Annotated in this window: 10 protein-coding genes; 3 read left to right on the top strand and 7 right to left on the bottom strand. The window is 61.8% G+C overall.

Translation table 11 applies throughout. The features are described 5' to 3' along the window. Window positions 1–69: 69 nt before the first annotated feature. On the top strand, window positions 70–3,816 hold the full coding sequence (locus ABHU32_RS05605) for a phosphoribosylformylglycinamidine synthase (RefSeq protein WP_346979337.1): 3,747 nt from the start codon (window positions 70–72) through the stop codon (window positions 3,814–3,816). A gap of 99 nt (window positions 3,817–3,915) precedes the next feature. Then, window positions 3,916–4,851, top strand: coding sequence for a DMT family transporter (locus tag ABHU32_RS05600; RefSeq protein ID WP_346979336.1), 936 nt, complete (start codon window positions 3,916–3,918; stop codon window positions 4,849–4,851). Between the two features lie 191 nt (window positions 4,852–5,042). Here the strand turns inward: ABHU32_RS05600 and ABHU32_RS05595 are convergent, their stop codons facing one another. From ABHU32_RS05595 to ABHU32_RS05580, 4 genes are all read right to left on the bottom strand, one after another. Then, window positions 5,043–6,185 (bottom strand): GGDEF domain-containing protein, encoded by a 1,143-nt coding sequence (locus ABHU32_RS05595; RefSeq protein ID WP_346979335.1) that lies wholly within the window; start codon window positions 6,183–6,185, stop codon window positions 5,043–5,045. A gap of 190 nt (window positions 6,186–6,375) precedes the next feature. Beyond that, a complete protein-coding gene (locus tag ABHU32_RS05590; RefSeq protein ID WP_346979334.1) occupies window positions 6,376–7,398 on the bottom strand; it encodes a 2-keto-3-deoxygluconate permease in 1,023 nt (340 codons plus the stop codon). A 143-nt stretch (window positions 7,399–7,541) separates the two neighbouring features. Further along, on the bottom strand, window positions 7,542–7,865 hold the full coding sequence (locus ABHU32_RS05585; protein WP_117821266.1) for an AzlD domain-containing protein: 324 nt from the start codon (window positions 7,863–7,865) through the stop codon (window positions 7,542–7,544). After that, window positions 7,855–8,547: an AzlC family ABC transporter permease gene (locus ABHU32_RS05580; protein WP_346979333.1), complete on the bottom strand. Its 693-nt coding sequence runs from the start codon at window positions 8,545–8,547 to the stop codon at window positions 7,855–7,857. Before ABHU32_RS05580 ends, ABHU32_RS05585 begins: the two co-directional genes overlap by 11 nt. 127 nt (window positions 8,548–8,674) lie before the next feature. Between ABHU32_RS05580 and ABHU32_RS05575 the strand changes: the two genes are divergently transcribed. Further along, complete coding sequence (locus tag ABHU32_RS05575; RefSeq protein ID WP_346979332.1) at window positions 8,675–9,487, top strand: HD domain-containing protein; 813 nt, start codon at window positions 8,675–8,677, stop codon at window positions 9,485–9,487. Here the strand turns inward: ABHU32_RS05575 and ABHU32_RS05570 are convergent. Genes ABHU32_RS05570 through ABHU32_RS05560 form a run of 3 tightly spaced genes read right to left on the bottom strand, consistent with a single transcriptional unit; the run spans window position 9,484 to window position 13,109 of the window. Next, window positions 9,484–10,689 carry an FAD-binding protein gene (locus ABHU32_RS05570; RefSeq protein WP_346979331.1) on the bottom strand — a complete coding sequence of 402 codons (1,206 nt, stop codon included), beginning with the start codon at window positions 10,687–10,689 and terminating at the stop codon, window positions 9,484–9,486. The two genes, ABHU32_RS05575 and ABHU32_RS05570, sit on opposite strands and share 4 nt — an antisense overlap. Beyond that, complete coding sequence (locus ABHU32_RS05565) at window positions 10,690–11,505, bottom strand: electron transfer flavoprotein subunit beta/FixA family protein (protein WP_346979351.1); 816 nt, start codon at window positions 11,503–11,505, stop codon at window positions 10,690–10,692. It abuts the gene before it with no gap. 2 nt (window positions 11,506–11,507) lie between these two features. Continuing rightward, entirely contained in the window at window positions 11,508–13,109 is a 1,602-nt protein-coding gene (locus ABHU32_RS05560) for an FAD-binding oxidoreductase (RefSeq protein WP_346979330.1), read from the bottom strand. Window positions 13,110–13,437 lie beyond the last annotated feature (328 nt).

Here is a 13,437-nt window from a genome sequence, read left to right as displayed (position 1 = left end):
CAGACCCCGCAAACCGACCGCTGCCGCATACCGTACCGTACGCCCAACCGATCAGGAAGGCAGGAACCAATGGTCTCTCGTATCTACGTGGAGAAGAAACCCGGGTTCGACGTCGAGGCTCAGCAGCTCAAGGGCGAGCTGACCGAAATTCTCGGCATCAAGGGCATCGAGGCCCTGAGGATCATCAACCGCTACGACGTCGAGGGCATCGACGAGGAGCTTTTCCGCTCCTGCGTGCCGACCGTCTTTAGCGAGCCCCAGGTCGATGTGACCTACGACGAGCTCCCCGCAAGCGATGGCGCCGTCTTTGCCGTCGAATTCCTGCCTGGCCAGTTTGACCAGCGCGCCGACTCCGCCAGCGAGTGCGTGCAGCTCATCAGCCAGGGCGAGCGCCCCGCCGTGCGCTCCGCCAAGGTCTATATAATCTCGGGCGCTCTGGACGAAGCCGCCATCGAGGCCATCAAGCACTACGTGGTGAACCCCGTCGAGGCCCGCATCGCCTCGCTCGACCTGCCCGAGACGCTGTACATGGAGACCCCCGAGCCCCAGCCCGTCGAGGTGCTCGACGGCTTCCGCGAGCTCGATGAGGCCGGCCTTGCCGCCTTTATCTCCGAGCGCGGTCTTGCCATGGACGAGGCGGACATCGCCTTCTGCCAGCAGTACTTCCGCGATGAGGATCGCGACCCCACCATCACCGAGATCCGCGTGATCGACACCTACTGGTCCGACCACTGCCGCCACACCACCTTCGGCACCGTCCTGGACGATGTGACGATCGACGACGCCGTGGTGCAGCAGGCCTTCGACCGCTACATGGAGATGCGCCACGAACTCGGCCGCGACGCCAAGCCCGTCTGCCTCATGGACATGGGCACCATCGGCGCCAAGTACCTTAAGAAGACCGGCGTCATGACCGATGTCGACGAGTCCGAGGAGATCAACGCCTGCACCGTCAAGGTGAAGGTCGATGTCGACGGCGAGGACCAGGACTGGCTGTTCCTGTTTAAGAACGAGACCCACAACCACCCGACCGAGATCGAGCCCTTCGGCGGTGCCGCCACCTGCGTGGGCGGCGCCATCCGCGACCCGCTCTCGGGCCGCAGCTACGTGTACCAGGCCATGCGTGTCACCGGCGCCGGCGACCCCACCGTCCCCGTGTCCGAGACGCTCGAGGGCAAGCTGCCGCAGCGCAAGCTCGTAACCACCGCTGCCGCCGGCTACTCCAGCTACGGCAACCAGATCGGCCTTGCCACCGGCCAGGTCAACGAGCTCTATCACCCCGGCTACGTTGCCAAGCGCATGGAGGTCGGCGCCGTCGTGGGCGCTACCCCGGCAAACCACGTGCGTCGCGAGTGCCCCGCCCCCACCGACAAGATCATCCTGCTGGGCGGCCGCACCGGCCGTGACGGCATCGGCGGCGCCACCGGCTCCTCCAAGACTCAAAACACAGAGTCCATCGAGACCTCGGGCGCCGAGGTCCAGAAGGGCAACGCCCCGGTCGAGCGCAAGCTGCAGCGCCTCTTCCGCCGCGGCGACGCCTGCCGCCTGATCAAGCGCTGCAACGACTTTGGCGCCGGCGGCGTCTCGGTCGCCGTAGGCGAACTTGCCGACGGCCTGTATGTCGACCTGGACACCGTGACCAAGAAGTACGACGGCCTGGACGGCACCGAGCTCGCCATCTCCGAGTCCCAGGAGCGTATGGCCTGCGCCGTCGCCGACGGTGACGTCGAGGAGTTCATGGGCTACGCCGCCGAGGAGAACCTGGAGGCGACCGTTATCGCCGAGGTTACCGCCGAGCCGCGCATGCGTATGGCCTGGAACGGTGTCGCCATCGTCGACCTATCCCGCGAGTTCCTCAACTCCAACGGCGCGCCCAAGCACCAGGTCGCCCACGTGTGCGCCCGCAGCGTGTGGCAGCCCAGCTGGGCCGGCACCACGCTTGCCGAGCGCATGACCTCGCTTGTCACCGACCTCAACGTTGCCTCCAACAAGGGCCTTTCCGAGCGCTTCGACTCCACCATCGGTGCCGCAACCGTGCTTATGCCCTTTGGCGGCAAGACGCAGCTCACCCCGAGCTCGGCCATGGTCGCCAAGTTCCCCGTGGACGGCGAGACCACCACGGCAAGCGCCATGGCATGGGGCTTCAACCCCTACCTGATGGAAGCCGACCAGTTTGCTGGCGCCTACCTGTCCGTGGTCGAGTCCATCGCCAAGCTCGTGGCTGCCGGCTTTGAGCACAAGCGCGCCTATCTCTCCTTCCAGGAGTACTTCGAGCGTCTGCGCACCGAGGCCGAGCGCTGGGGCAAGCCCACGGCAGCCGTCCTGGGCGCTCTCATGGCCCAAGTCGACCTGGGTGCTGGCGCCATCGGTGGCAAGGACTCCATGAGCGGCTCGTTTGAGGACGAGGCCGGCGAGCTCAACGTTCCGCCGACTCTGATCAGCTTCGCTGTGGCCGTGGGCCGCGCGGCGCGCGCCGTCTCCCCTGAGTTCAAGGGCCTGACGCACCGCGTCGTCCGCATCGCCCCCGCCACCTACGGCGAGGACTACCGTCCCGACGCCCAGCAGCTGCTCGCCGCGTTTGACGCCGTCGAGGCGCTCACTGCTACCGGCGATGCCCTGGCCGTCTCCACGCCCGGCTACGGCTGCGGCGCCGAGAGCCTCTTTAAGATGTGCGTCGGCAACCAGATCGGCATCGAGCTTGCCGAGGACGTGGACGTGGAGAGCCTCTTCACTCCGCTCTATGGCAGCTTTATCGTCGAGCTTGCCGAGGACGCCGAGCTGCCCAAGGTCGCCGATGGCGTTGTCGTCGAGCCCCTGGGTACCACCGTCGAGGGCTATGTCATCGACACCGGCTCCGAGGTCATCGAGCTCGCCGAGCTCCAGGAGGCCTGGGAGAACGGCATCGAGGGCGTCTTCGCCTACCGCAGCGCCGGCGAGACCCCCGAGGTCGAGACCATCGACTTCCGCGCCAAGGACATCCACGTGTACGGCGGCGCCAAGATCGCCCGCCCGCGCGTGATCATCCCCGTGTTCCCCGGCAACAACTGCGAGTACGACAGCGCCCGCGCCTTCCGTGCCGCCGGTGCCGAGGCCGACACCTTCGTGATCAACAATCTCACGCCCGAGGCCGTCGCCGAGAGCACCCACGAACTTGCCCGCCGCATCCGCGCAAGCCAGATCGTCATGATCCCCGGCGGCTTCTCAGGCGGTGACGAGCCCGACGGCTCCGCCAAGTTCATCACGGCGTTCTTCCGCGCTCCCGAGGTCACCGAGGCAGTCCGCGACCTGCTCAAGGCCCGCGACGGCCTGATGCTGGGCATCTGCAACGGCTTCCAGGCTCTGGTCAAGCTCGGCCTGGTGCCCTACGGTGACATCGTCGACGCCACGCCCGATGCGCCCACGCTGACGTTCAACACCATCGGTCGCCATCAGAGCCGCCTGGTGCGCACCCGCATCTCGTCCAACCTGTCCCCGTGGCTGTCGCAGTGCAGCCTCGACGACCCCTACACCGTCGCCATCAGCCACGGCGAGGGCCGCTTTGTCGCCAACGACGAGGTGCTCGCCCAGCTTATCGCCAACGGCCAGGTCGCCACGCAGTACGTGGGCGAGGACGGCAAGCCCAGCATGGATCTTTCCGTCAACCCCAACGGCTCCGCACTCGCCATCGAGGGCATCACGAGCCCCGACGGCCGCGTCCTGGGCAAGATGGGCCATGCCGAGCGTCGCGGCGACAACCTGTACCGCAACGTGCCCGAGCATGTCCCCGGCGACAAGTTCATGCCGATCTTTGAGAGCGGCGTAGCCTACTTCGCCTAAACCTTTCCCATCGGGTACAATCCCTTCGGGTAACATCACCCGCCACCGACACATCCGGTGGCGGGTTCTTTTTTGCTTCGCGCATGTAGAAAGGACATCATGGAAAGCCGCAAGCCGTATCTCGCCACCCTGCCCGGACTCATCCTGGGCTGTCTCGTTTGCTGCGCGCTCTGGGGCTCCGCCTTCCCCTGCATCAAGATCGGCTACGGCCTCTTTGGTATTCCCGCGCACGACAGCGCCTCGCAGCTGCTCTTCGCGGGCCTGCGCTTCACCCTTGCCGGCATGCTGGTCATTGTTGGCATGAGCGTGGCCCAGCGCCGACCGCTCGTTCCGCAAGCGCGCGATATCAAGCCCATCTGCATCTTGTCGCTCTTCCAGACTATCGGGCAGTACTTCTTTTTCTACCTGGGCCTCTCGCGCGCCAGCGCCATGTCGAGCTCCATCATCGAGGCCAGCGCCAACTTCCTCGCAATCCTCTTTGCCGCCCTGGCATTTCACACCGAGAAGCTCAATGCGGCCAAAGTGCTCGGCTGCGTACTGGGCTTTACCGGCGTCGCGCTCGTCAACCTTTCGGGCGCGGACGGCACCTTTGGCTTTACGCTCGACGGCGAGGGTTTTATCCTAGCCTCCACCGTCGCGGGTGCCCTTTCGACCTGCCTGATCGGTATCTTCTCGCGTGAGCACGACGGCGTCTTGCTTGCCGGGTGGCAGTTCTTGGTCGGCGGCCTGGTCCTCACCGCCATCGGCTTTTTGATGGGTGGCGCGCTCTCCCCCACGGCGATTGCCCCCGCCATCGCGCTCATCATCTACATGGCGCTTATCTCCGCGGTCGCCTACTCGCTGTGGTCGCGCCTGCTTGCCGTCAACCCCGTCAGCCGCGTCTCGGTCTTTGGGTTTATGAACCCCGTCTTTGGTGTGCTGCTGAGCGCGCTGCTACTCGGCGAGGGCGCTGGCACGAGCCCCATTACCGTCATCGTTGCCCCGCTGTTGGTCTGCGGCGGCATCATCATCGTCAACAAACCCAAAAAAGCCTAGCGAGCTCACCTTTTTAGAGAGGGCGTTCGCACACTTTAGCTCAATGGAGCACACTGATTCTCGTTGATTTCGTACCGAGCCGCAGCGGCAGACGCTCGTCTTGCCGCACCGCGCCTGGGCATTATGGCCGGTGGCCCCCGCAAACGCAAAAAGGGCGCACGACCATCGCAACGGTCGTGCGCCCCTTTTTTCTAGCGTATCTGGGCGCCGGCTTTCTTTTTCTCGGCCTTGACGCGGTAGAGTTCCGCGTCGGCAGCGCGAAGCAAGTCTTGCCAGGTATCGACGCCATCACCAACCCGTGCGTAGCCGATGGACATCCGCAACAGATACGGCACCTCGGCACGAGCGAGCTCGTCGTTAATCGCCGAACACAGGTCTATGATGTCCTGTTCCGCCGCTGCCTTCTGGAGCACCACGAACTCATCGCCGCCATAACGTGCGATAAAGCCACCAGACGCCGAGCAGACCTCTTTGAGCGTAGCAGATATGACCTGGAGAGCATGGTCGCCCTCCACATGTCCATACCGGTCGTTAATCTGCTTAAAGCCGTCGGCGTCCATCATAAGCAGATACACATCTTTGGCCTGATCCACATTTGAGAAGAGCGACAGCATATAGGTCTCAAAACGGTTGCGATTGTTGAGGCCAGTCAACGGGTCGGTCGAGATCAGCTGCTCCTGACAAACAATGTAGAGCTGCAACATACTTAACATGATGCCGACACTAAGGCAGGGACCCGAATAAAAGACCTGAAAGACACCGGCCACCAAGGCCGGAATGGCGAAAAATGCCAAGGTTTGATAGATGGCCTTCTTTTGTAGGCTCTCGACCTTGCAAGATTGTATAAACGCATGCAGGGACGTATATATAACGTAGCAGTAGCTGACGATGGGCTGGATCATATAGACAAAACCGCGACGATACGCGCCCTGCGCATCGATATAGAACAGGGCATGCGTCCAGTAGCTAGTAAACGCCAGTACGACTACCAGCACCGCAGGCAGCGTTACAAACGCCATCCTATAGCGCGCGGTCAAAAGGCGAGAACCCTGCACCGTCTCGGAATAGATAAACCAAATGAGGCACGCGGCGGCAAAGAGCGAAAACGAAACCGCGTTGGAAATCCAGTTGGCAGCAATGCCCAGCGTGCCGCCCACACCGTCCGAAAGCGTCCAGATTATATCGAATAACATGTACGCGGCAGAGGTGTAGCCGAGCGTACTAAACAATAACTGCTGGGTACTCGAGAACAAGGAGTGGCGGCTTCGTGCGGCAAGCCCGATAAGAACAATCATGCATAGCAGGAATATCTCAATCTTGAGTGCCTTAACCACTAGACGCCATCCCTTCAATATCCAAGTGGTCAGAATCGCCCAATTAGAATCTAGGCAATAAACACCCCTTACTCCACAGGGGTAAAGGGAATAATAGCAGAGCGCTCGAACGTCACTGCAAGACAGCTTTCGTTCGGGCGCTCAAACGGCGCGAATTGCACACGCCGGCTTGATTGACTCGCGTCGACGATTACTCGCCGTCGATGTCGGTCGCGACGGCCTCCTCGATAGCCTCGACACCGACAGGCGACAGGTCTTCCTTGCCCTGGCAAAACTTCTTGTCGACCCAGCCGGTCAGAATCGGAGCCATGATTGCCGTGATGATAACGGCGGTAGCGATCTGAGCGTACGCGGTGGGCGCAAGCTCGGCATAACGCGGTGCGACCTCGGCGAGGGCGACCGGCGTGGTCATGGCCGTGCCGGCGATAGTGGAGCAGGCAACGGCCGCCTTGCCGTTACCACCGCACAGGCGCTCGAACGCAAAGGTGATGGGGCCGACGATAAAGAGCGTGATGAGACCCAGCAGGATGCCCGAAATACCGCCGGTGATAAAGCTCGAAAGGCTCATGGACGCACCGAGCTGAAATCCGATAACAGCGATCGCGGGATTGGCGCCGGGGACTAGCAGGTTCTTGATGAACGGGAAGAGGTTGCCCAGAACCATGCCGATAACAAGCGGCAGGATGGATCCGATGATGGTGCCGACGGGGATGTTAGCGAGACCCGAGACACCGAGGATGATCATGGTGACGGCGGGGCCGGCCGTAAAGAACAGGATACCGACGGCGCCCTGCTCGGACTCATCACCGAACTCGCCCATGATGCCCGTATAGAGCGCCATGTTGCAAAACGTGATGCCGCCGATGATAGACACGGAGCTCAGGCCCAGGAAGTTATCGTTAAAGAAATATGCCACACCCAAGCCAAGGGCGGCCGCAACAACAAGCTTGGGGATCAGTACGACGATGCCGGTCTTGATAGCGCCCGGCGTGGACTTAAAGCTGATGCCGGCACCCACGAAGAGCAGGATCGCAGCGACGATGGTATTGGAGCCGCCGCGGCAGGCAGCCGTAAAGAAGCCACCGATCTCAAAGACCTGAGGACAGAAAGTGTTGAGCAAAAGGCCGACAATCATGGGATAGATCATGATGTCGCCCGGGATACGCGGTACCTTGAATTTCTTTTGCTCGTTGGCGGTCGCTTCCTGTGCCATGAAACCCCCATTTCCGCTGACGCAGAACAAAAGCCCACGTCACGCTTTGCTACAGTAAAGTTTGACCATGGTACCAGAAGAAGCAGACCGGCTCGGTGAGAAATTCGATTCGTTGGGCCGGGACGCTAAACGCGCCCTTGCTTTTATACAAGGCTCAAAACGATATAGAACACGATGCCCGAGACGCAGCACCACAACATCGACTTTGTCTTGATTGCCACCGCCACGACACCGGCAGCCGCAATCCAGGGAATCAAGCCCTGCCACAAGCCAGCGTCGAAAGCGCCAGGGCTTATCAAATCGTTAGCGACCAGCGCCGCAAAGGCGGCGGGCGGAATATAACCCAAGGCCTCGGTAACGCGGGGCGACAGCGTTCTCCCGCGCAAAGCAAACGCCGGGGCAATGCGGAAAAACGCGATGGCCGCCCAAGACGACAACCACAGGACCAAAAACTCATTAACGGGCATCGCGAGCACCCCTTCCTTCGGCGAGAGTATCGCGCGCAAGCGCCGCGGCAACACCGACGAGCACGCTTGCCGGCACGGCGATATTCGTCCACCCCAAGAACTTGCATATGGCGACAGACACCGCAGCCATAACGGCAGCCACGACATTGCCGCGCGACAGTCGCTGCGAAAAGAGCAGGCAGATAAAGAGCGAGGTGCAGACAAAACCCGCAATAGTGGTTGGAACATCGACAACGGCGCCGACGATGGCGCCCGTCGTACACGAAACGCCCCATGTCGCGATGAGGATCGCGTTGAGCACAAAGGACTCGTGCGGACCCCAATCCTCCCCTTCAACCAACTTGGCAAGCGAGATGCCGTATGCCTCCTCGGTAAGCGTCGCGGCAACGGCCAGCGTCTGACGCTTCGAGGCACCCCTCAGATGGGGCGCGATTGATGCCGAATAAAGTGCAAAGCGCGAGGAGATTGCGGCCACACTTGCGACAATCGATGCCGCAGGCACACCTGCCAGCCACAGGTTGCAGACCATAAACTGGCCGCTACCCGTCACAAACGTGCTGCTCAGAGCAAAAACCATCCAGGGCTCCATTCCCGTCTGCGCCATAATCATTCTGCACGGCGCGCCTATCGCAACATAGGTAAGCATCACCGGCCAAACGGTTTTAACGATTTTGAGCACCATAGCGTTCCTCGTCCCGACAAGATTTCCGAGCCGCATTCAACGACGCGGCAGAATCATCGCCCGGTGGCAACCGAGTTCACCTACAATTGCCACCGGATCGAAAGACACAGCTTTTTAGGAAGTCATTATGACAGCTATCGATCGGGGCCGGGCGACCGCGGCCTTCAAACGCTATACCGACGCTTACGATGCCGCCAATCCACGTATCGCGCTCAAAATCGAGCATACGTACCACGTTGCCGAGGCATGCGATGCCGTGGCGCGCGAGCAGGGCTGGTCGACAGAGGATATTGACCTGGCCTGGCTTTGCGGCCTGTTACACGATATGGGACGCTTTGAACAGTTGCGGCGCTGGGACACCTTTAAGGACGCCGAGAGTATGAGCCACGCAGCGTTGGGCGTCGAGGTCCTCTTTGGCGAGAGCCCCGACGACGCGCCCGCCACAACAAGCATCCGAGATTTTATCGAGACCGACGAGTACGACGAGCTCATCCGCGCGAGCATCGCCTATCACAGCGACTTTCGCCTGCCGGCACAACTCGACGAGCGTACACGGCGCTTCTGCGATATCGTGCGCGATGGCGACAAAATCGACATTATGCGCACCATCGCCGACAGCACCGTCGACACTATCCTCAAGGTTGATGAGGACACATTTCTCGCCAGCCGATTCTCGACACCGGCTCTCGCTGCCTTTGACGAGCGCCGCTGCGTCACGCGCGATGAGCGCGATGAGCCCGCGGACTACTTGGTGGGACTCATCTGCTTTATGTTCGAGCTCGTCTATCCAGCGAGCCGCGCGCTGGCGCGCGAGCAGGGCGATATCTACCGCCTGCTCGATGCGCCCTTTGGCATTACGCGCCCCTTTACCGATCCCGCCACGCAAGCGACCTGGGAGCGCCTAAAGAACGAGATACGCGACTGGCTGACGCGCGTCTAGCGCTCAAGCTGGGCCAGCAGCCCCTCGGCGACCTCGACGGCATCGCCGACAACCTTATACTGGGCAGCACCAAAGATGGGGGCATCCGGGTCCTCGTTGATGGCGATAATGCACTCCGCCCCACCGATGCCGGCAAGATGCTGAATGGCGCCCGAAACACCGATACTCACGAGAAGCTTGGGCGAAACCGATACGCCCGTCTGGCCAATCTGATGGCGATACTCCAACCAGCCGGCCTCCACGACAGGTCGCGTGCAGCCAAGCTCGGCTCCCAGAGCCTCGGCGAGCCTTCGCATCAGCGGCAGGTTTTTCTTGGAACCAATGCCGCGACCCACCACGACCAGGCGCTCGGCATCGGCAATTGATGCCTGCTGCCCCCACTCCTCGGCGGGAATCGAGATCTCGACACGAGCCTTAGCATCATCCGCAAGCGATATCTGGGTGATCGTGCCGGAGCGGCCGTAGTCAAAGTCGGACGCCTTAAAGATGCCGGGACGCACCGTTGCCATCTGAGGACGATGATTGGGGCAGACGATGGTGGCCATCAGGTTGCCGCCAAACGCCGGACGCGTCTGTTGCAGCAGCCCCGTCTCCGTATCCATCGAAAGTACGGTGCAGTCAGCCGTAAGGCCCGTCTGCAAACGCACGGCAACGCCGGGTGCCAGTTCGCGGCCAAAGGCGGTCGCACCGTACAGAATGGCCTCGGGCTTGCGCTCTGCCACCAAATCGCAGATCAGCCGGGCGTAAACCTCCGCATCGTTCTGGCGCAGACGCTCGTCGCGACAGACCAGGACCTCGTCTGCACCGGCGCAAACCAGATGCTCCAGGTCACCGAGAGAGCTCTCGGGGCTCATGCCGGCCAATGCCACCAGACGGCAGCCGCGAGCATCGGCAAGCTCGCGGCCCTTGCCCATGAGCTCATAGGCAACGGGAGTCACCGTATCGTGCTCGTCGGTCTGAACGAATACCCAGATATCTCGATACGCATCGAGGTCAACCGCGCCGGCGGCCTCGTCACGCTCGATCGAGACAGCGTTGACGGGGCAGGCGTCGACGCACCCACCGCATAGGACGCAGCCGTCGGTTACGCGGGCGCAACGGTTGGGCCGCTCGCCTTCCACTACGATGCCGCCCGAGGCACAGGCGCGAACGCAGCGACCGCAGCCTATACAGGCTTCGCTATCGATAATCAGTCCGCTCATCTATGCCATCCCCTCGATAATCTTGGCAAGTTTTGCCGCCTGCTCGGACGCCGTTCCTTCAACGGCCTCGCACGTCTGGTCGCGGTCGGGCACAAACGATCGCACGACCTGTGTCGGCGAGCCGGCAAGGCCGCAGCGCGCGGGGTCGGCGTTCACGTCGGCAGCGTTGACCACACGCACGTCCGCCTCCTCGGCTGCACGAATACCGGCAATGCTCGGCATACGCAGTTGGCCAATCTCCTTGGCGGTCGTCATCGCGCACGGCATCTCCAGGCACACCGTCTCCTCGCCGGCATCGCAGCCGTGAACAAGCGCCAGCGAGCCGCAGGTCGTAAAGCCCGCGCTCTGCACGCAGCTCACGTCGGTCACGCAGGGAATCTCAAAGGCACCGGCAAGCTCGGGACCAATCTGGGCCGTATCGCCGTCCACCGCCATCTTGCCGCAGATGAGCAGGTCGAAGTCCTCGTCGAGTGCCTCGATGCCGCACTTGAGGGCATAGGTGGTTGCCAGGGTATCGGCACCTGCAAAGGCGCGGTCGGTCAGCAGCAGCGCGTCATCGGCACCGCGGGCGATGCAGTCGCGCAATAGCGATTCGGTCGCGGGGATGCCCATCGACACCACCGTTACGCGCACGTCCATGCCAAAGCCGATAAAGTCATCCTTCAGCGCCAGTGCGCATTCCAAAGCGCTCGCATCGAACGGGTTAATGACCGCCTGCTTGCCATCGCGCACAATCGTATTGGTCTTGGGGTCCATCTTGACCTCGGTGCTTCCCGGCACCGCCTTGACGCACACCACCATATGGAAATCGCTCATCTTCACGCGCCCCCTTTCTGGACGAGCTCATCCAAGAGCTTCTCCGAAAACAGGTTACCGCGACCCAGCTGCCCGGCAGGATCGAGCTGGAGCTTGAGCCGCGCCGACTCGACCATGGCCTCGTGACCGTACATCGTCTCCAAGAAGCCCGCCTTGATCTTGCCGACGCCGTGTTCGGCGGAGACGGCGCCACCCATGGCCGTGACCTCGGAAGCCCACTGGGCAAAGAGTTCTCCGCCGCGGCGGTAATCCTGCGCATCGCGCGGCAGAATGTTCACATGCAGATGGTTGTTACCGATGTGCCCCCAGGCGGCAGATTCAAGCCCGCTTTCGGCCAGCGTGCGGCGATAAAGGGCGATGACATCGGCCAAGTGTGCGTTGGGCACCGACATGTCCGAGCCCAGTTTGGTGATGGTGGGATCCGTGCGGCGACGCTCGTCGATGAGCATGTTGACGCTCTCGGGCACCGCATGGCGGAAGAATCGCTGACACTCGCGATCGACCTCGGTGCGCGCGACCCATGTCGCATCGTCGCTGCCGCCCGCAAGCTCTAGTACCCACCCCAAGTGATACAGCTCCTCAGTCGCCTGGGCTTCGTCGTTGCAGTCGAGCTCCACGTAGACACAGACCTTGGCGTCTTTGTCGAGCGCCGGCAGCGAGGCGAACGCGGTCGACTGTTCACACTGACGACGCAGGATATCCAGGGCGCCCGCATCGAAATACTCGATGGCAGCCGCGTGGGACAGGACGGGACGCACGGAATCGGTGAAGGACACGGCCTTATCTTCGCTGTCAAAGAAGCAGCTCACGCCCCAAACGACCGCAGGCGCCGCCTGCAGGGCAATCTCGAGCTCGGTGATGACGCCAAGTGTGCCACACGCACCGATAAACAGATCGATGGCATCCATATCGTCAGCAACGAAATAGCCCGAAGCATTTTTGGTCTTGGGCATGGTGTAGTCGGGAAGGTCGAGCTCGAGCGTGCGGCCCTGCACCGTGACGAGCGAAAGGCGGCGACCCTGTGCAAAAACCTCGCCACGGTGAAGCTCGAGCAGGTCGCCATCGGCCAGCACGACATGAAGGCCCGTGACGTGAGGGCGCATGGGGCCGTAAGCGTAGCTACGGGCGCCGGAAGCGTTGCATGCCGCCATACCGCCCAGGCAGGCAGATGCCTCGGTGGGATCGGTAGGAAAGAATTGCTCGGGAGCTTCCTGGAACTCCTCGTAGGCCTCAAGCGATGTCTGGTCCCAGCCGGCAGTCGGCAGCACTTTCTTGCCCAGTTGCTTGCGCAGCTCAGACAGCACGACGCCGGGCGCCACACGCAAAAGAAAGCGGCCCTGCTCATCGCGGCGAATGCCTAGGTAGCGATTCATGCGGGAAGTATTGAGAATGTGACCGCCATGAGGCACGGCACCGGCGGCAAGACCGGTCCGGGCGCCCTGAACCGTCACCGGGACACGCTCGGCATGGAGCTTTTTCAAAATGGCGCGGACCTCGTCCTCCGTTGTCGGAAACGAGATGCTCGAGGCCTCGCCCGATGTGCGAGACTCATCGCGGCCATACTCTTCGAACTCGTCGGTGAAGGGTTTGATGGTTGCCGACACGCGAACTCCCCCTTTAGCTAACTACAGTGTTTGCAGGGAGATGTTACCGCATCGTTTCGTCGACGTGTTCGAGACCGTCTCCATAATTGGCGATTTTTACGTTCGTGCAATTCGGCGAGCGGCAAGGTTTCCTCGGCAGACGATGCTTTTGACACATGTCGCTTTACCGCCAGCGATCACGCAATTGTCGCTCGAAAAAAGTTGAAGTAATTTTTACCATCTTTTACCTGCGGAGATGTCAATCCGTCAAGCATTTGGTCAGAAATTGGTCAAGTAGTGGCTGATACGGTCGGCATCAACAGCCAAAACCAATGGAAGTTTTGGCCCC

This window comes from Collinsella aerofaciens (assembly GCF_039758965.1).
Taxonomy (GTDB): Bacteria; Actinomycetota; Coriobacteriia; order Coriobacteriales; family Coriobacteriaceae; genus Collinsella; species Collinsella aerofaciens_BR.
Note: the sequence above shows the minus strand (reverse complement) of the source record. Positions and strands in the feature narration are given on the sequence as shown.